Origin of the sequence: Companilactobacillus jidongensis (genome assembly GCF_003946575.1) — a bacterium.
Classification (GTDB): domain Bacteria; phylum Bacillota; class Bacilli; order Lactobacillales; family Lactobacillaceae; genus Companilactobacillus; species Companilactobacillus jidongensis.
This window is the reverse complement of the sequence record NZ_RHOP01000004.1, coordinates 79,739-97,983: the sequence shown is the minus strand read 5'-3', so window position 1 is coordinate 97,983 and position 18,245 is coordinate 79,739. Positions and strand designations below refer to the sequence as shown.

Annotated in this window: 15 protein-coding genes; 9 read left to right on the top strand and 6 right to left on the bottom strand. The window is 37.5% G+C overall.

What is annotated here, in order from left to right; all coding sequences use genetic code 11:
• Positions 1-2,406, top strand: coding sequence for a glycogen/starch/alpha-glucan phosphorylase (locus EKM68_RS03010; RefSeq protein ID WP_125588181.1), 2,406 nt, complete (start codon positions 1-3; stop codon positions 2,404-2,406).
• Between the two features lie 17 nt (positions 2,407-2,423).
• A complete protein-coding gene (locus tag EKM68_RS03005) occupies positions 2,424-4,241 on the top strand; it encodes a glycoside hydrolase family 13 protein (RefSeq protein WP_125588180.1) in 1,818 nt (605 codons plus the stop codon).
• 48 nt (positions 4,242-4,289) lie between these two features.
• Here the strand turns inward: EKM68_RS03005 and EKM68_RS03000 are convergent, their stop codons facing one another.
• On the bottom strand, positions 4,290-5,195 hold the full coding sequence (locus EKM68_RS03000) for a proline-specific peptidase family protein (RefSeq protein ID WP_125588179.1): 906 nt from the start codon (positions 5,193-5,195) through the stop codon (positions 4,290-4,292).
• A 363-nt stretch (positions 5,196-5,558) separates the two neighbouring features.
• Here EKM68_RS03000 and EKM68_RS02995 point away from each other — a divergent pair, with 363 nt between their 5' ends.
• The 5 genes from EKM68_RS02995 to EKM68_RS02975 all read left to right on the top strand — a co-directional run bounded on the left by EKM68_RS02995 (position 5,559) and on the right by EKM68_RS02975 (position 10,900).
• Positions 5,559-6,848, top strand: coding sequence for an LPXTG cell wall anchor domain-containing protein (locus EKM68_RS02995; RefSeq protein WP_164509338.1), 1,290 nt, complete (start codon positions 5,559-5,561; stop codon positions 6,846-6,848).
• Positions 6,849-6,964: 116 nt separating this feature from the next.
• Positions 6,965-8,860: a heavy metal translocating P-type ATPase gene (locus EKM68_RS02990; protein WP_125588177.1), complete on the top strand. Its 1,896-nt coding sequence runs from the start codon at positions 6,965-6,967 to the stop codon at positions 8,858-8,860.
• Between the two features lie 56 nt (positions 8,861-8,916).
• On the top strand, positions 8,917-9,147 hold the full coding sequence (locus EKM68_RS02985; RefSeq protein WP_125588176.1) for a heavy-metal-associated domain-containing protein: 231 nt from the start codon (positions 8,917-8,919) through the stop codon (positions 9,145-9,147).
• On the top strand, positions 9,147-9,698 hold the full coding sequence (locus EKM68_RS02980) for a ferritin-like domain-containing protein (protein WP_125588175.1): 552 nt from the start codon (positions 9,147-9,149) through the stop codon (positions 9,696-9,698). The genes EKM68_RS02985 and EKM68_RS02980 overlap by 1 nt, the downstream gene beginning before the upstream one ends.
• A gap of 515 nt (positions 9,699-10,213) precedes the next feature.
• Positions 10,214-10,900: a Crp/Fnr family transcriptional regulator gene (locus EKM68_RS02975; RefSeq protein ID WP_125588317.1), complete on the top strand. Its 687-nt coding sequence runs from the start codon at positions 10,214-10,216 to the stop codon at positions 10,898-10,900.
• A gap of 191 nt (positions 10,901-11,091) precedes the next feature.
• Here the strand turns inward: EKM68_RS02975 and EKM68_RS02970 are convergent, their stop codons facing one another.
• Positions 11,092-11,553: a VOC family protein gene (locus tag EKM68_RS02970; RefSeq protein WP_125588174.1), complete on the bottom strand. Its 462-nt coding sequence runs from the start codon at positions 11,551-11,553 to the stop codon at positions 11,092-11,094.
• 197 nt (positions 11,554-11,750) lie between these two features.
• On the opposite strand from EKM68_RS02970, the gene helD reads away from it, so the two are divergent.
• Positions 11,751-14,057 carry an RNA polymerase recycling motor HelD gene (gene helD / locus EKM68_RS02965; protein ID WP_125588173.1) on the top strand — a complete coding sequence of 769 codons (2,307 nt, stop codon included), beginning with the start codon at positions 11,751-11,753 and terminating at the stop codon, positions 14,055-14,057.
• A gap of 70 nt (positions 14,058-14,127) precedes the next feature.
• Positions 14,128-14,772, top strand: a complete 645-nt coding sequence (locus EKM68_RS02960) for a GntR family transcriptional regulator (RefSeq protein WP_125588172.1) — start codon at positions 14,128-14,130, stop codon at positions 14,770-14,772.
• A gap of 46 nt (positions 14,773-14,818) precedes the next feature.
• On the opposite strand, the gene EKM68_RS02955 is transcribed toward EKM68_RS02960, so the two are convergent.
• The 4 genes from EKM68_RS02955 to EKM68_RS02940 all read right to left on the bottom strand — a co-directional run bounded on the left by EKM68_RS02955 (position 14,819) and on the right by EKM68_RS02940 (position 17,894).
• Positions 14,819-15,499, bottom strand: a complete 681-nt coding sequence (locus EKM68_RS02955; RefSeq protein WP_125588171.1) for an RraA family protein — start codon at positions 15,497-15,499, stop codon at positions 14,819-14,821.
• A gap of 17 nt (positions 15,500-15,516) precedes the next feature.
• Positions 15,517-16,704, bottom strand: a complete 1,188-nt coding sequence (locus EKM68_RS02950) for a hypothetical protein (RefSeq protein ID WP_125588170.1) — start codon at positions 16,702-16,704, stop codon at positions 15,517-15,519.
• Positions 16,705-16,719: 15 nt separating this feature from the next.
• Positions 16,720-17,376, bottom strand: a complete 657-nt coding sequence (locus EKM68_RS02945; RefSeq protein WP_125588169.1) for an RraA family protein — start codon at positions 17,374-17,376, stop codon at positions 16,720-16,722.
• Positions 17,377-17,477: 101 nt separating this feature from the next.
• The gene (locus tag EKM68_RS02940; RefSeq protein ID WP_125588168.1) at positions 17,478-17,894 is read right to left on the bottom strand and encodes a hypothetical protein; all 417 of its coding nucleotides are present in this window, start codon (positions 17,892-17,894) and stop codon (positions 17,478-17,480) included.
• Positions 17,895-18,245: the final 351 nt, after the last annotated feature.

Here is an 18,245-nt window from a genome sequence, read left to right as displayed (position 1 = left end):
ATGAAATTAGATGAAACAAAATTTACTAAAGACTTCGTTAATGAAGTCAAAGCCACGTACGCCATCGACGTTAAGGACTCTTCACCATTGGAACAACTAATGGCTTTGGGAAATTTACTAAAACGCTATGACAGTAGTAATTGGAAAAATACTTCGAAAAATTATCGCCAAAAAGATGCAAAACAAGTTTATTATTTTTCAATTGAATTTTTACCTGGGCGTTTAATGAAATCTAATCTGCTTAATTTGGATATTTTAGATACTGTTAGATCAGGTCTAAATAAGCTAGGATTGGATTTCGAAAAAATCTGTCGAAGTGAGCCAGATCCAGGTTTAGGTAATGGTGGATTAGGACGTCTAGCAGCTTGTTATTTGGATTCTATGGCTAGCTTGGGAATGGCCGGTAATGGTAACGGTATTCGTTATCGTTATGGTCTATTTAAACAAGTTTTCATGAATGGATATCAAGTTGAATTACCAGATGATTGGTTGAGAAACGGTAATGTTTGGGAAATCAGGCGTGAAAACCGTGCTTGTTTAGTAAGATTTGGCGGTCATGTTTGGCTTCAAAAACAAGCGGACGGACATTTACGACCAGTCTATGACCAGACAGATGATGTCCTAGCCGTACCATATGATGTTGGAATAGTTGGTTATCATAACGACGTTACAAATACGATGAGACTGTGGTCAGCCGAACTACCACCAAGTGCTGATCAGACTTTTTATTCACAAGCACAACGTGACCGTATCGATCAAATAACTGAAGTCTTGTATCCAGATGATTCGAATGTTGCTGGTCGTTCACTAAGACTTCGTCAAGAATATTTCTTTTCGTCAGCAGGTGTTCAAAGTATTGTTCGACATTATTTTTTGGATCACATAACTTTGAAGGACTTTGCTCGTAAGGTTTCGATTCATATTAACGATACCCATCCGACATTGGTGATTCCGGAGTTGATGCGTATTTTGCTAGATGAATACGACTGTCCATGGGATAAAGCCTGGCAGATTACTGTTGCGACAATGAGTTACACTAACCATACGATCATGCAAGAGGCCTTGGAGACTTGGCCAATTGATATGTTCAGAGGTATGCTTCCAAGGATTTATCAAATTGTTGAAGAAATAGATCGTCGTTATCGTAAGCAGAAGTTGCCGATTTTTGGTGAGAATACAGTCGATAACACTGCTCCATTGGGCAATGGCTCTGTCAGAATGGCTTATCTAGCCGTGATCGGTAGTCACAGTGTCAATGGTGTAGCACCGTTACATACTGAATTGTTGAAAAAGGATGTTTTGAAGGACTTGTATCGAATCTATCCTGAACGTTTCAATAACAAGACTAACGGAATTGCTGATCGTCGTTGGTTACAGTTGGCGAATGAACCTTTGTCTAATCTAATTGACTCCAAGATCGGTAAATCTTGGCGCTATAATCCCAAAGAAATTCAGACCTTGTCAGCTTTCAAAGATGATGATGATTTCTTACAAAATCTTGAAGATGTCAAAATTGAAAATAAGAAGAATTTGGCAAAATATGTCAAAGAAGAACTTGGCATTACGATCAAAACTAATGCAATCTATGACGTTCAGATCAAACGACTTCATGCATATAAACGACAGTTGTTACATGTGTTTGAAATCATTCGTGAGTACTTAGATATTAAGGATCACCCACAAAAAAAAGTTGTCCCACGAGTGCATATCTTCGGTGCTAAGGCTGCCCCAAGTTATCATTATGCGAAATCCGTTATCAAGTTGATCAATGCTGTAGCCGATCTAGTCAATAATGACAAGGCAGTTGGTGACAAGCTCAAAGTCGTCTTCATTCCTAATTATGGAGTGTCATTAGGTGAATTGATCATTCCTTCGGCAGATATCAGTGAACAAATTTCCACGGCTTCTAAGGAAGCTTCAGGTACCAGCAATATGAAGTTGATGACTAATGGCGCCTTGTCTTTAGCAACTATGGATGGAGCTAATATTGATATCGTTCAAGCTGCTGGAGCTGAAAATGAGTATACTTTTGGTTTAACAGCCGATGATGTCTATGGTTACTATCACCGTGGTGATTATCATGCCAGTGAATTTTCGGATAAGAATCCTGAATTACAACGAATATTGTCAACATTGGTTGATGGTACTATTCCTGGCGTCTCAACTGAAGGACAGGAAATCTACGATTCATTGATCCGTTACAACGATGAATACTTTGTCTTAGCTGATTATGCGGGATATGTTCAGCAACAAAAACAGATCAGTCAAGACTTCACTGACCAAAAGGTTTGGGAACAAAAGTCGTTAGCAAACATTGCGGCTTCAGGAACATTCTCAGCTGATTACGCTGTGGCAAGATATGGCGAGGATATTTGGCAAGTTCCATATGATCGTATATTGAAGTAGATATAGGAGAAATTTTAATGAGCGTAGTTATTGAATATGACTCTTTTCAGTTAACTGACAAGTCTCCGTTTGGCGCTATTCAAAAACTGTCAGCTGTACATTTTAAGATCAAGGCTCATTCAAGCGATGAGATTCAAAAAGTTATTTTGCATGTTGCTCAAGATGGACATTGGGATACAGAACATCAGGAAATAATGAATATGCATGCACCGTATTATTGTGCTGAATTTATTCCCAATAATGCTAGCTTGTATTTTTATTATTTTGAAGTGATCACGACTGGAGAACAGTGTTTCTATGGTTGTTTGGATGGTGGTTTCGGCGGTGAAGGTGTTATTTATAATAGCCGTTCTGATGTTCAGATGTATCAGTTAACCGTTGTTGATCATGTGGAGCCAATTCCGGATTGGTACCGACATGGACTGGCATACCAGATATTTGTTGATCGTTTTAACAATGGTAATCCAGATGGACATGTTAATAATCCGAAACCTAATAGCTTTATTTATGGACAGAAAGCGGACTTACCAATGTATATCCGCAATAAAAAACAAGAGATTATTCGTTGGGACTTCTACGGTGGTAATCTCCGTGGTATCGAAGCAAAACTTCCGTATTTGAAACAACTTGGTGTAACGGTAATTTATCTGAGTCCAATTTTTGAAGCCATGAGCAATCATCGTTATGACACAGGGGACTATTTAAAAATTGATCCTGTGTTAGGAACGTTAGCTGACTTTGATCATTTGGTTTCAGCGATACACGAGGCCGGAATGTATTTGATTTTGGACGGTGTTTTCAATCATGTGGGAGTCAACTCGCGTTATTTTAATCAGAGTGGTTATTACAATACGATTGGTGCCGAACAGTCAACAGACAGCCCATATTATCCTTGGTTCAACTTTACAAAATATCCCAAGGAATATGACAGTTGGTGGGGTGTGACTGATCTACCAACTGTCAACAAGAATAATCTGGACTTTCAAAATTTTATCTATGGCAGTAAGGATTCGGTCATTGATTACTGGACGTCACGTGGCATTGATGGTTGGCGACTAGATGTGGCAGATGAACTACCAGATGAGTTCATCATGGGAATCCGTCAAGCACTGGATCGTTATCCTAATAAAGTCCTGATCGGCGAGGTTTGGGAAGACGCTTCTCACAAATTAGCTTACGGCCGTCGTCGTCATTATCTTGAAGGTGGAATGTTGCAGGCAGTGATGAATTATCCATTGCGCAAATTGATCATGCGAGTGTTGACCGGTGACCTGAAACCATCAGAGTGGTGGCTTGAATTAATGACGCTGAAAGAAAATTATCCGAAAACCGTCTTTAATTATAATTTTAATAATATCGGTAGTCATGATACGGAACGAATCCTAACAATGTTACATGGTAATCATGATTGGCTACAACAAGCCTTTGGGTTATTATTCACGATGCCCGGAGTTCCTTGTGTTTATTATGGAGATGAAGCTGGTCTTACTGGTGGCAAAGATCCTGAGAATCGTGCATACTTCCCATGGAACCATGCTGATAAAGTGATTCAAGCTGAGGTGCAGAAGTGGTATCAATGGCGTCATGATCATTCGTGGATCAATGAAGCCGAGTTCTCACCATTTTATTTAGTCGATTATGGTATTGGTTATACTTATTGGCAAGGAGACAAAAAAATATTAATAGTCTTGAATACTTCGCCTAATTCACGTGAGATACAGGCTAATGATCTGATGTTAGATATTGTTCCTAGTAAGTTTTCCGCAGAGGTTAAGAAGTTTTTGACCGGTAAGACTTTGGAACAATCAGGCATTAAGATATTTGAAGATTTTTAAACAAAAAAAGTTCAGAATGAAGAATTAACTTCGTTCTGAACTTTTTATTTAGTCATTAAAATTGTCATTCTCAACATCTTTGATGAATGTCTCCAAGTGATCGAAGTAAACGGGAGCATTGTCGATCATATGATGGTGTCCACCATTTGGTGTAGTAACTAAGCGTGCATGAGGAATTTCCTTTTGCATGATTTTGGCTGTGGGAATTGGCATGGTTTCATGTTCACCGAATGTGATCAAAGTTGGGACTTTGATTTCTTTAAGGTGTTTTCTGAAGTGCCAGTCTTTTAATTTACCAGTAATAACAAATTCATTGTCACCTTGGAAAACACCGTAGACACCAGTAGCGGTTGTGTCGATCAAGTGTCTGATCGATGTTGGTTGTTTGCGGTCGATGTATTCTGCATTTAAGACATCGACATAACTTTGATATGTAGCATCAGAAAGATTGTTTTCAGCTTCGATTTTTTCCATGTACTTAACTTTGTCAGGACCAAGTGTGTCCAAACGACATTGGTTAATGCTTTCTACATAGTCACCAATTTCATCGACCATACTTGAGATGATGGCCCCCTTTAAATGTTGGCCATATTTAGCAGCGTACATTTGAACCAATGCTCCGCCCCATGATTGTCCAATGAGGTAGAAGTTATCAAGTCCTAATTTTTGTCTAACTTCTTCAACTTCATCAACGAAGTATTCATAAGTAAGATATTTGTCAGCGATGGCTTGGTCGCTGTAGTCGGGTTGGTCTGAGTACCATGATCCTAGTTGATCATACATTGATACTTGAACGCCAAGGTCAGCGAGTTTTTCACCGAAGTTTTCGTAGTATTCGTGATTTCCACCAGGTCCGCCGTGTAGGCAAAGCAATTGGATGTCGCCGTGACCTTGAGTGTTTGTCCATAAATGGTAGCCATTATCGAGAGTGATAATTGTTGTGCCTTGTTTCATATAATTTCACCTTCCTGAATGTAATATTAATAGTATATAACCTAAGACCGGGCTAGTCCAAATGTTTTGTAATATTTCTTTAATCAATTTAATTTAAATCTACTTTAGTAGTGACTATTTATTAGATATAGATACCTAACTAAGATTATTTGTAAGCACTGACATAGATATATTGTATATTATATAAATTATAAAGATGGCTTTAATATTAAAATTGTGGCATCGGTTTCTTAAATTGGTTCAATAAATTATGAAAGCTATTGATCAAAATCAATTATTTGTTTAAAACCCTATTGTTACAATGTATTATGGTGACTATGTGAGTTAAAATATGATAAGATTTATATGCTTGGGGGCGATACGATGAAGAGAAAATTAGTCAAATTATTAACTGCAGTCATGTTGCTCGGGGGAGTAACAACTGTTGTTGAAAACAATTTACCAATGGTATCAACTACGCAAGTTGCACAAGCTTCGTCGGATACCACAAATTCACAAAATATTTCATATGATGTTTATCAAAGTGGCACTGATAATGTAGACTCCAACAGTGTTTATTTCACAAAGACAGCCAAAATATCGCAAAATGGCGATGGAACATACAAAGTTACACTAACCATGAGTTTGCCAAAATTGAAGTCATTATCAGTTACTTCAATTGATGGACAAACACCAGATGTATCAGCCAATTATGATGACAATGGTACGACAAAACAAGATGTTAGCTTCACGGTTAATAGTTTGGATGAATTGAATAACAAGATTGCAGGTACATTAGAGTCAAAGACCAAAGCATTAGGAATTGAACTGACAAAATCTAATGTTGATTTTAAGTTTGATACGGCCACTGCTAGCGGAGCTACTAATAGTAGAAGTACGTTATTGGATAACTTGAAATCAATCACTGATGCTACAAAGGCCAACAGTCAGACGACTACTACAATGCCATTGATATCAGATAATACTGATACTTCAAAGAACGTTATTATTGAAGATCCAAAGTCAACGACGACTATCACTAAGAGTAAGGATGGCCAAAGCATTACTTACAAAGTAGTTAAGAATGATAAGAGTGGGTCAGAGGCAGCCAATTACTTAACCAATACAGCGACTATCACGCCGAATGACGATGGAACTTATAATGTTGCTATGACGATTGCTTACAATAAGAAGTTAGGCGATTCAGCGGTCAATATTAATATGATCAATAATAAGACGATCGATCCAAGCAACATTTTCAAGTACACCAAGGGTGACAATGATTATTTAAAATTCAACTTTAATATTGATAGTTTGGATGACTTGAGTAAATTGATTCCGGGTCAACTCAGCTTGAACAGCCCTGATTATGGTTTGGATTCATTGCTCGACTTTAATTTGGACTTTGATGGATTGTCCTCATTAGATCTATCTAACCTAGTCAATACTTCGGACCTGTCTAACATGATGAATGATTTGAAGAACTTGTCTAATGATTTGAAGTCACTGCAAAATGGTACGGCATCAGCCGCAACTGATACTAGTTCAGCTAATGATATTGCACAGACGTTGCCTAAGACGGGGAATGACCAAGGTTATCTATTAACAGCAATTGGTTTTACAGTTTTGTTGTTATGGTTCATCCTTCTTCGTGGGACTTATTTAAAAAATTAAAAGAGTAAACCGCCGGTTTGCTCTTTTTTTGTACTTTTTTGCAAAACTTGACCTTAATCAAGTTGGACTCTTTCCAAACCTAATACAATGTATTTGTGCTTAGGAGGAAAGACAATATGAAATTTAATATATGGGTTCAAAAAAATCAAAATAGAATGACTGCGGCAATCGCAATTTTAATTGTTGTGAGTTTCGCCGCAAAGTTTTTAAACATACCGATGGTTGAAACACCAGCCATGATCATCGCAAGTATCGTCGGAGCTATCCCAGTATTCTTACATGCTTGGACAGCCTTAATGAACAAAGTTATCAGTATTGAATTATTAGTTTCAATTGCTGTCATTGGTGCTTTCGTTATCGGAGAATACGAAGAATCAGCCGTAGTTACATTCCTGTTCTTGTTTGGTAGTTACTTGGAACAAAGAACTCTACAAAAGACGCGTTCCTCTGTTAAGAATCTTACAAAAATGGCTCCAACAACCGCTGAAGTTGTGGATGAAGCCGGAAATATTTCTACAGTTGATGTTGATGATGTTGACGAAGGGGACCACGTAATCGTTAAGCCTGGTGGTCAAATTCCTGTCGATGGCAAGATCATCGAAGGTAAAGGATATATGAATGAAGCTTCAATCACTGGGGAATCAACTCCCGTTGAAAAAACAGTCGGTGACAAAGTTTTTGCTGGATCACTAACTGACAACGGAACAATCACCGTTGAGACAACTTCAGTCGGCGAAGATACCACTTTCGGAAAAATCATCGAACTGGTTGAAGAAGCCCAAGATAGTGCTTCGCCAGCGGCTAGATTCATTGATAAATTTGCGACATATTACACACCAGCTGTGTTAGTCATTGGTATTCTGGTTTGGATCTTCACACAAGACTTCCCATTAGCAATCACAGTTCTAGTTTTGGGATGCCCTGGTGCCTTAGTGATCGGTGCACCAGTTTCTAATGTTGCCGGTATCGGTAATGGTGCTAAGAATGGTATTTTGATGAAAGGTGGAAATGTTGTAAATACGTTCTCAAAAGTTGATACATTGGTACTTGATAAAACTGGTACTCTAACAACTGGTCAAATGAGTGTTTCAGAGTTAACTCATTTTGGTAATGAAAAAGAATCGGATATGGCACTACTTAGTGCTGTTGAAGGTACGTCAGATCATCCGTTGGGTCGTGCGATTGTTAAGCACATTGATTCTGAAAATGTCAAAGCAACTACAGATCTACCAGAACTAGATACCGTTAAGGGTCAAGGCTTACAGAGTACAGATGGCAATATCTTAGTTGGTAACGAACGTCTTATGAAAGCTAATAACGTTGTTATTAGTGAAGATGCTAGAAAAGCAATCGATGCACGTATCAATCAAGGTGATTCAATCGTCTTGATGGCTGTGAACAAAGAATTGAAGATTGTTGTCGGTGTTAATGATCAACTCAGATCAGATGCCTTTGAAGGATTGACTGCACTTAAAAAAGCCGGTATCAAGCGTGTTGTAATGCTTACTGGCGATAACAAGATTGCCGCACAACATGTTGCGGACAGACTACCTATTGACGAAGTTCATGCAGAATTATTACCTGAACAAAAAGTTGATTTTGTTAAGAAGTTTACCGATGAAGGACATCATGTTGCCTTCGTTGGTGATGGTATCAATGATTCGCCTTCACTCGCTACTGCTGACATCGGAATTGGTATGGGTACAGGTACAGATGTTGCTATCGAAACAGCTGATGTTGTTTTGGTCAAATCAAGTTTTGATGCACTTGCACATTCGTATGTTCTAGCTAAGAAGACAGTCGCAAATACCAAAGAGAATATTATCATTGCTGTAGGTACCGTTGCACTATTGTTAATTGGTCTATTAGTAGGTGTTATTCATATGGCAAGCGGGATGTTTGTCCATGAATTCAGTATCTTAGTTGTTATTCTCAATGCAATGAGATTACTCAGAATAAAATCTTTCAAAAAAGCTCCAAAACTTGATTCAAATCAAGTTAAGGTAGCGTAAAAGCAGCTATGATATGACTTGTAAGTTAGTTAAAGATATTTAGGAGGAACTTAAATATGGCAAAAGTAGTATTACAATTAGGCGAATTAACATGCCCATCATGTATGACAAAAATTCAAAAAGCAGTTTCAAATCAAGACGGAGTTTCAGATGTCAAAGTTATGTTCAATGCTGGCAAAGTAAAAGCTGATATTGATGAATCAAAAGTAACTGGTGAAGATTTAGGTAAAGTTATTACTGAATTAGGTTATGAAGTTAAAAAGATCAAAACTAAGGAGATTGCATAATGACAGAGTTAACAATTGACGAGAAGTTTGCGGCAGAGCAAAAACAAGCTGATGCTGATCATCATAAACCAACCGCAGGCGCTATGACGGGTCACATCGTTTCTAATCACGCTTATATCAATGTTAAATTACACCAACTAAAATGGTTCGTTAAAGGTCCCGATGCCGAAAACTACAAGGCAGTTTTGAATGATACAATTGACGAAAATAATGCTTGGTTTGACAAGGTTGCTGACCAATTGTTAGATGAGGGTGAGTTGCCACCATCAACAATGAAAGAATACGCTGATTACACAATGGTCGAAGAAAACGGTGCTAACAAGTATTTGGACGCTGAAGGTATGATTCAAACAGTTGTAAATGATTTCGCAACTGATAATATGTTCGTAACGCGTGCAATTAAGTTGGCACAAAATGAAGATCGTCCATATATGGCTCAGGTTCTCGTTGAGTTACTTGGTTGGAACAATCATCAAATCCGTATTTATCAAGCTTTACTTGGTAATGATGCTCGTGAGGGATTTGAAGACGATGAGGATGACGAAGACTAGATATTAGTTGATAGAAGGGCCTTGTGGTCCTTCTATTTCCAGTTCCGAGATATTTAACCTGCCGTGGGGACCGGTTCGAGCCACGGTCTTGAACCTCGACTTGAAGCTTTTCTTCGAAAATCTCCAAGCTCGCCCCGTGGTGTAAGAACGGAAATTCACCGTTCTAACGCCACCTTCACGGCTGGTTGAATATCTCTCCACCTACAATTCTTGTACTGGAACTTTGAGTTTGGAATAGAATTCAGAATAGTCTTTGAGCAAAATAATAGTTAAATACTTCTTAAATTAGTAACGTTATAAATATCGATAACTTAAGCTATATTAGCCGGAGGTAGGAAGTGATGTTGAACGGTGGTTTACCGTTCTTACAGCACAGGATGTTTTTTGAAATCTGTGATTTGCAGAGTTCCAAAGCAAGACTTCAGACATTGGCTGAAGTCGGTACCACATCAGGTACAATCACTTCCTACCGGAGGCAAAAAAAGCAAAAAACCAACAATGAAAAGGAGAACGACATGGCACATCTAGCTCATAATCACACAGCTGAGGATTGTGTGGAATTGGTAACAATTTTCCAATCACTGTCCGAAGAAGATACAAGTACAGTTGCTTCATTAGTTTCAGACAAACACTTTGAAAGTGGCGAATACATTTATCAAGCTGGCGATTCTGCTGATGCCTTGACGATTGTTGCCCACGGACAAGCTAAAGTTTTTCAATTAGCTTCTAACGGTAAAGAGCAAATGTTGAGAATCCTACAGACTGGTGATTTTGACGGAGAAGCCGCACTTTTCAGTAATGAAGATCGAGGCAGTTTTGCTCAGGCTTTGATGGATACGGATGTTTGTCAGATCAAGCGTAGTGATTTTCAGAAGTTGATGAAGTCATCACCAGAGTTGGCCGTTAATATGGTCAATGCTTTCGGACAACGGATCGTCCAACTTGAACAACAGACAACTGAAGCCGCAACTTCAAGTGTCGAAAGCCGCTTGGCTAGTTATTTGTTGGAAACAAGCGCCGGTTTGAAACAAGAACAATTTGAATTGCCTTTGAAGAAAAAAGATATTGCGACATATTTGGGAACAACACCGGAAACGATTAGTCGCAAGTTAAGTTCGTTGGCTAAAGATGAATTGATCGAGAAGAAATCTAATACCTTGATTAAGATTCTTGATGCTGATGGCTTGGCTATGGTTGAGTGATTCACGATATTGTATAAATTTAAATAGAGCTAAACCTAATCATAGGTCTAGCTCTTTTTTGATAATTTTATAGTAGTCATCACTTCGGTGGAATTACTATTAAACATAGACGGTATAACACCTTGTAGGTGTTTGCCGTCTTTTTAATGATCAGTCTACATATTAATCATCAGTTAGTTAGAACTTAACTTTTATGAGTGGTCGACACTTTGTGACCAAGGGGATGTATGCAACATCCAGTTGATACCATATTTATCAGTGAATCCACCCATTTTACCACCCCAGAATTGCTCTGCGAATGGCATGGTGATGTTGACTTGCTCTGATTCTTCAAGATGTTTATAGAATTCGTCGGCGGCTTTGGCACTTTCGGGATCCTCACTATTGATGTCTAATAATAGTGAGACTTGGCCGGATGGATCGGCGTTACCAGTGAAGGCATCGGCGCATTCAATTTTCATACCAAGAACTGTGAATCCGGCGTGCATGGTCATACTTTCTAAGTCAGCTCCTTCAGGAATGCCGAACTGTTTGGCTTGTTCAGCTTTAGGACTTAGACGATAAACTTCAGTAGCACCGAAGACATCTTGATAGTATTCAATGGCTTCTTTAGCATTTTTAAAAGCTAAATATGGGTAAATTTGTGATTGCATTGGAATCATCTCCATAATCATTTTTATGACCAAATTGTACCAGATAAACTATACGAAATGTCTAAAAAATGTAATATTTATTATCTAATGATGAACTGTATTATATCAACGTTTATGGGGACCTCGAATAAGTTATAATTTTTGAATTATCTTTATAAAAATGGTAATATTATTTAACTAAAATTTTCGAGGTGGACATGACGGAAAAATCTAAAGTTAAACAATTAGATGAAAAAATGATTGAACAAGAACATCTTGACGATGTCGTTCAAAAAATCAAAACTTCTGAAAAAAAGTTACAAGAACATATTGATATTGCAGAAGACGATTTGAAGGTTATCAATGGAGCTTTTGATGACATTCATGTTGGTATGGATGGCGATGCTATCTCAATGGATTCAGCACTTTCTATTCATGCGCAGCAACAAATGCTCGATGAACGTAACAACAGTTGGCAACAATCTAAGCAGCGTTTGGGGATATTGAAGAAGTTGGAAAAGAATCCTTTCTTTGCCAGATTGGATTTTCAAGAAAAGGGTGAACCAAAGCGTGAGACCATCTATATCGGTCTGAGTTCTTTTACGGACAAGACTGATCACTTCTTGATCTACGATTGGCGTGCACCGATTTCTAGTATTTATTACGATGGAAAACTTGGCGATGTTGAATATCAAACTCCAGATGGGTTGCAGAACGTTGACCTATTTTTGAAGCGCCAATTTTTAGTTGAAGATGGTAAGATTCAAGCCTACTTTGATACACAAGAAACCATCGGTGATCAAATGTTACTTGAAGTTCTTGATGGTAAGTCATCGACCCATATGAAGGGGATCGTTAAGACTATTCAGGCGGAACAAAACAAAATTATTCGTGATACTAAATCGAAACTATTATTTGTTCAAGGAGCTGCTGGGTCAGGTAAGACGTCAGCTATCCTGCAACGTATCGCATTTCTTCTATATAGATATCGTGGAACCCTGACTTCTAGTCAAGTAGTCATGTTCAGTCCGAACATGTTGTTCAATGATTATATTCAAGACGTTCTACCAGAAATGGGTGAACAAAATATGGTTCAGATGACGTATGCACAGTATTTAGCACGTCGTTTGCCTAATATTTCAGTTGAGAATCTCTCACAACAATTTGAAAAACAAGAAGATCCAGTTAAGAAAAATATTTCGAAGTTTGTTTCCGATATTGGCTTCTTCAAGACGCTGACTAACTACGGTAAGTTACTTAACCAAAGTGGCGTTAGCTTCAAGAATATCAAATTCCAAGGAAATATCTTCATTCCTAAAGAAAAAATTGCGGAAATATATTATAGCTTTGGTCAACAATATAACCTTGGTAATAGGCTAGATGCGACAGTTGAACGTCTTCAAAAGATGTTACGTCGCAAAGTTGGTTCAGAGATGCGATCAAAGTGGGTCTCAGAACAGATTGAGGATTTGAGTCAGGAACAATTGAAGATGCTCTACAATACTGCTGATCAAGAGTTCAAAAACGGTGACGAAGAGCATAAGTTCTTAGCCCGTAAGATTGTTATGGCCGCAATGCAAAAGGTTTACAGTCAAATCATTCATTTACGATTCTTGAATGTTTCAACTAATTACTTGAACTTCTTGAAGGCTGTACCTAAAATCACTGATTTGAAAAAACATGGCATCAGCGATGAGCAATGGCATCAGTACATTGATGATTTCGTTGACCTCTTCAATCACAAACAAATTTCGATGGATGACTTGAGCCCGTATTTATACTTGTACGATATGGTGACTGGTAAACACGGCGAACTTGACATGAAGTTCGTCTTCATCGATGAGATTCAAGATTACACGCCATTCCAACTAGCATACTTGAAGGATAAGTTCCCAAGAGCTCGCTATACGATGTTGGGTGACTTGAATCAATCGATCTTTACAAAGAAAAATAGCCAGACATTATTGTCAGAAGTTCAAAGTTTATTCAATGCGGATGAAACACGCGTCGTTCAATTAACACACTCATACCGTTCGACTAAGCAAATCACTGATTATACAAAAGCTATCTTAACGAACGGTCAAAAGATCGAACCATTCAATCGTGAAGGTGACTTACCAAATCTATTGATGGCACAGGACGAACAAGAATCCTTGCAACAAGTCGTTGGTCAAGTAGATTCAAATAATAAGAAAAATTATACAACGGCTATCATAACCAAAACGTTAGAGGAATCGGAAAAGGTTCAGAAGATGCTGGAAAAAGCAGGAGTTGAATCAACTTGGATCAGATCTGAGAACCAACGTTTAGCCACAGGTACGATTGTTTTGCCATCTTACTTAGCGAAAGGGCTAGAATTCGATGCGGTCATTATGTGGAATGCTTCGAAAGATAGATTCGATGAGGATGAGCAACAACTAGTCTATACGATTACATCTCGTGCGATGCACAGATTAACAATTGCGGCCATTGGTGGATTAACACAATTGTTGGAACATGTACCTGAAAAATACTATACGAAATAGGATACTAAGTTAGAATTAAACTTAATAGCTGTATAATTAAGTATTATGTAGGTTTAGGGGGTATTTAATTGTGGCAAGTCGAAAAGACATCGCATATGATTATATTAAAGAGTCAATTCTTTCTAATAGGCTGATTCCTGGTTCCGTAATTAAAGAGATTGAATTATCTGAACAATTAAAAATGAGTCGAACTCCAATAAGAGAAGCAATTAGAGAATTACAAGTTCAGGGTTTAGTTGAAAGTTTTCCAGCCAAAGGAACTGTTGTTACTAAACTTAATGAGGAAGACGTTAAGGAAATTTTCGAATTAAGGATAGCATTAGAATCTATGGCATTAGAGAAAAGTATTGATCGAATTCTTGATAAAGAATTGGATGATGTTGAGATGATTTTTGATGAAGCAGTTAAAAATTTTGACTGGGAAAAACTTCATGAAGCAGATCGAAGATTACATGGCTTAATTGTAAATAAATCCGGTAGCAAGCGATTGATTCAATTCCTTGGTATTTTGAGTATTCAAATAGAACGCTTGCGCAGATTAAGTACACAGGACCCTAATCGTAAAGATGATTCATATAGAGAACACATGGAAATTATCAATCAGTTACGAGATAGAAATTTATCCGGATGTAAGGATGCGTTGGCAGTGCATTTAAATGCAGTATGTAAGTCAGCACTACAGTTTGTTGATTATCAAAGTGATTTCTATTCTTAAAATTAAAATCAAAAGGACAACCAAATTTTTTGGTTGTCCTTTTGATTTATTCGATATTACATTTTATGGACGTTAATTTATCATCAACCCAAGGTCTGTTGTATTTACCTTTAGTTTTGATTACTTTTTTTATGTTTGCCTCTTTATTCATTACAGAGTGGGCCTTTTCCGCTAGGTATTCTGCATCTTTAGGATCTATGAATATCAGTCCATCTGAATCTCCAACTACTATGTCACCAGGTTTAACGATTTTGCCACCGAATGTTATTGGAACGTTTATTTTTCCAGGTCCGTTTTTGTATGGACCATTTGGTACAACACCCTTTGCATAAGCTGCAATTTTCATGTTGCTCAATTCAGCCTTGTCTCTGACACAACCATCTACGACAACTCCTGCTAATCCACGACTCTGACAATATGTAAGCATTATTTCACCAAAGATGGCATTTCTTGTACCACCTCCAGCGTCGATGACGATTACGTCACCAGGTTCAGCTAGATCCATTGCTTTATGAAACATCAAATTATCGCCTTGAGGAACTTGTACAGTAAATGCTGATCCTAAGAGGGGAGTGCTGTTCATTGGCTTAATATCTGAAGAAACTGCGGCCTGACGATTCATACAATCATCAATATTGGCTACAGGAATACTTTCAAAAAGTTTAATTAAATTTTTGTCAGGACGTTTGAAATCACTGATTATTTGACAACCGACATTTTTATCCATAATTGTTCGTTCCTTTTTTAGTTATTTGATGTATTTATAATTACTTTTTTTAATGATTTATTTTTTTTCATAATTCTATAAGGTACTGAAATAATCAATGGATATAACATTATTGGACCCACAATCATTGTAAAAATTGTATATCCATAATTTACGATATTTAAAACTCCAAAGAGGCTAAATAAAGCACATATTATGACGAAGAAGACAGCAATTATTAATTTACGAGTTAATGCAGTACTATTTTTTATTAATCCTTTGAGTGGTAATTGAAATCTTTCGGATACAACAAAAATAAAATGCATTGAGGTACTTAACATTGCTGCAATCGATAGGACTACATAGAGTGTTTGTCCTAATACATTAAATTTTCCAAGCGTTGTAACTGCCCACAATGTTGGAACGGACTGTTTTAGAACTCCGGGCATTCCTGATGCAAAAATAACTGTAAAAATTATAGTCATAAAGGTACAAAGAATAGAGGTTAATAGTGATACGATCAAAACGTCTTTTTTTGTTTTTACAATTCCCTTTGAAGCAGGAACACAGGCATCGTATCCATTCATGAAGAATACAACAATAGTGAACATGCTGAAGATTGCAAATGCTTGAGAATTATACCCGAAGTCTTTAGGAGTGGCATTACTAGATATGAAAGCATGCATTCCTGGTAGTGCAGGACCTAAGCATTTATAACCAATGTAGAGTGAAATCAGAACTATTAAAACCGACAGAATTGAACTGGCTTTTCTAATGAACCCAGCCCCCCAAAGTGAAAGAGCAACAACAGCAGTAATAAAAAGAACTCTGGTCAATGTTTTATTTACACCATAAATACTGTAAATTAATTCGGCTACAGTCGATATCTGCAAAGCTAATGAAATTATCACAACGACGATAACTTGAAGTTCCTTGATATTTCCAAAGAACCATTGAAGATGTTTACCCTGATAGATTTGGTTGTAAGCTTCTCGATAATTATTAGGTTGATATATTCTATTTATTTCAAATAGCAGCATGCAAAATATAAAACAAAGTAAACCAGTAATAAGAGGCCCCGTGAATACGCCAATTGGTCCCTTATTAAGAAAATAGCTTACAGTTTGTGCACCAGAAGCAAAACCTGGTCCAGAGTATGCTCCAAACATTACGGCACTCAAACTGACTATGGAGAAAAGATGCATTCGTTTACTTTTTGAATCCATGATGATGACATCCCCTTATTTTTGCTTTGATTGTAAATGAAAATATCCCATTTTTGCTCGCGCTTCTTTTAAGGTACTTCCATTTTTAACTAATTGAATTATCTCTTGTTCTTTTCTTTGAATACCCTTAGCAATTTCAAGTATCTTTTCAGCTTCTTCACTAGGAATTACAACAACACCAGTGTCATCTCCGATGATAATGTCATTAGGGCGGACCTGAACTGATCCAACGGATACAGGTTTATTGATAGTATCTACTTGAACACGCTCCTTGCCTGTTACCATGTAGTATCCTTTGCTATATACAGGATAATTAGTATTCAATATTCCAGGGATATCGCGGCAAACACCATTAATTACTGTGGCTGAAATATTATTTGTGTTGGCAACATTTGTCATAATATCTCCCCAGACTGTGCAGTCAGTTCTGCCAGCATTATCAATAACAACCACTTGGCCTGGTTTAACATCATCTAGAAAGTCACCGACAGTTCCTTTTTTCATTCCGCATGGTACATAGTGTACTGTGAAAGCACGACCACAAAATGGAATATTTCGTTGAATAGGCTGGATACCATAAGCAGCACAGGGAATACCAAGACTGTCCATTGCATCAGAAATACTAGTAACATCTTGTTGTTTTAGTTCAGTAATAATTTTTTCCTCTTGCATTATAATTTCCTCCAAAGCATTAATGTATTAATTAAATCATACACGTTGTCGACAATTGATATTATAAAACGTTTTCACTAAAATATCAATAGAGCTAATTTTTAAAAATTTAAATCAAAAGAAGCAGCCGTCTTCGTGACAGCTGCTTCTTTCATTAGTTTGATCTTTTCAATGTGAAGGACTGGTTGGAAGTCTTCCAGTCTATTTTGATTGGATGCAAATTTTACATAAATTTTTAATGGAACATTCTGTTTAGTTTTTCCTATAAAGAAGGACCCTTGATCATCGCTACCTTGAAGATCAGTTAGCTTTTGTAGTTTCAAATAAGGATGATTTCGTAGATAAGTCTTTGTTTGTTGATTGTCTCCGTATTTGGCAGAGTCGTTGCTATCTAAGACAGTAGTGGCCTCGCGGAAAGCACGATCACGAACAGCTACATCGGATGAAAACAGCAGTGTCACTGGGATCAAGGCGATGAAGAAGATAGTAACTATGGTAGATACTATTATTTTGTTCATAATATACGCTCCATGGTCGTATTCTTCCGACTACATGCTACCACGGATACGTTACGGTGGATTATTTAAGTTTTTTTGGGATTTATAAGTATTTCTATGTTTTGCCGCCTCCGGTTGAAAGTGATGAACCGCTGTGGGATCGACTTCAGCCGGAGGACGGTCTGAAGTTTCGCTTTTGAACTTCGCATGAACCGCGAATTTCAAAAACGTCCTGTGCTGCGCCATCACTTTCAATCTCCGTCTAGTGGAGACCCTAACTAATGAATATATTAAGAAAATTATGGATCGAATCAATTCATATTATTTAATTCAGGGAGAAACTTAGCGGGAGGTGGAGAGGTATTTAATCAG

Excerpts from the sequence above, each read along its gene's own strand:
- EKM68_RS03010 (WP_125588181.1), top strand. The coding sequence starts at position 1 with ATGAAATTAGATGAAACAAAATTTACTAAAGACTTCGTTAATGAAGTC.
- EKM68_RS03005 (WP_125588180.1), top strand. The coding sequence starts at position 2,424 with ATGAGCGTAGTTATTGAATATGACTCTTTTCAGTTAACTGACAAGTCT.
- EKM68_RS03000 (WP_125588179.1), bottom strand. The coding sequence starts at position 5,195 with ATGAAACAAGGCACAACAATTATCACTCTCGATAATGGCTACCATTTA.
- EKM68_RS02995 (WP_164509338.1), top strand. The coding sequence starts at position 5,559 with ATGAAGAGAAAATTAGTCAAATTATTAACTGCAGTCATGTTGCTCGGG.
- EKM68_RS02990 (WP_125588177.1), top strand. The coding sequence starts at position 6,965 with ATGAAATTTAATATATGGGTTCAAAAAAATCAAAATAGAATGACTGCG.
- EKM68_RS02985 (WP_125588176.1), top strand. The coding sequence starts at position 8,917 with ATGGCAAAAGTAGTATTACAATTAGGCGAATTAACATGCCCATCATGT.
- EKM68_RS02980 (WP_125588175.1), top strand. The coding sequence starts at position 9,147 with ATGACAGAGTTAACAATTGACGAGAAGTTTGCGGCAGAGCAAAAACAA.
- EKM68_RS02975 (WP_125588317.1), top strand. The coding sequence starts at position 10,214 with ATGGCACATCTAGCTCATAATCACACAGCTGAGGATTGTGTGGAATTG.
- EKM68_RS02970 (WP_125588174.1), bottom strand. The coding sequence starts at position 11,553 with ATGCAATCACAAATTTACCCATATTTAGCTTTTAAAAATGCTAAAGAA.
- helD (WP_125588173.1), top strand. The coding sequence starts at position 11,751 with ATGACGGAAAAATCTAAAGTTAAACAATTAGATGAAAAAATGATTGAA.
- EKM68_RS02955 (WP_125588171.1), bottom strand. The coding sequence starts at position 15,499 with ATGGATAAAAATGTCGGTTGTCAAATAATCAGTGATTTCAAACGTCCT.
- EKM68_RS02950 (WP_125588170.1), bottom strand. The coding sequence starts at position 16,704 with ATGGATTCAAAAAGTAAACGAATGCATCTTTTCTCCATAGTCAGTTTG.
- EKM68_RS02945 (WP_125588169.1), bottom strand. The coding sequence starts at position 17,376 with ATGCAAGAGGAAAAAATTATTACTGAACTAAAACAACAAGATGTTACT.
- EKM68_RS02940 (WP_125588168.1), bottom strand. The coding sequence starts at position 17,894 with ATGAACAAAATAATAGTATCTACCATAGTTACTATCTTCTTCATCGCC.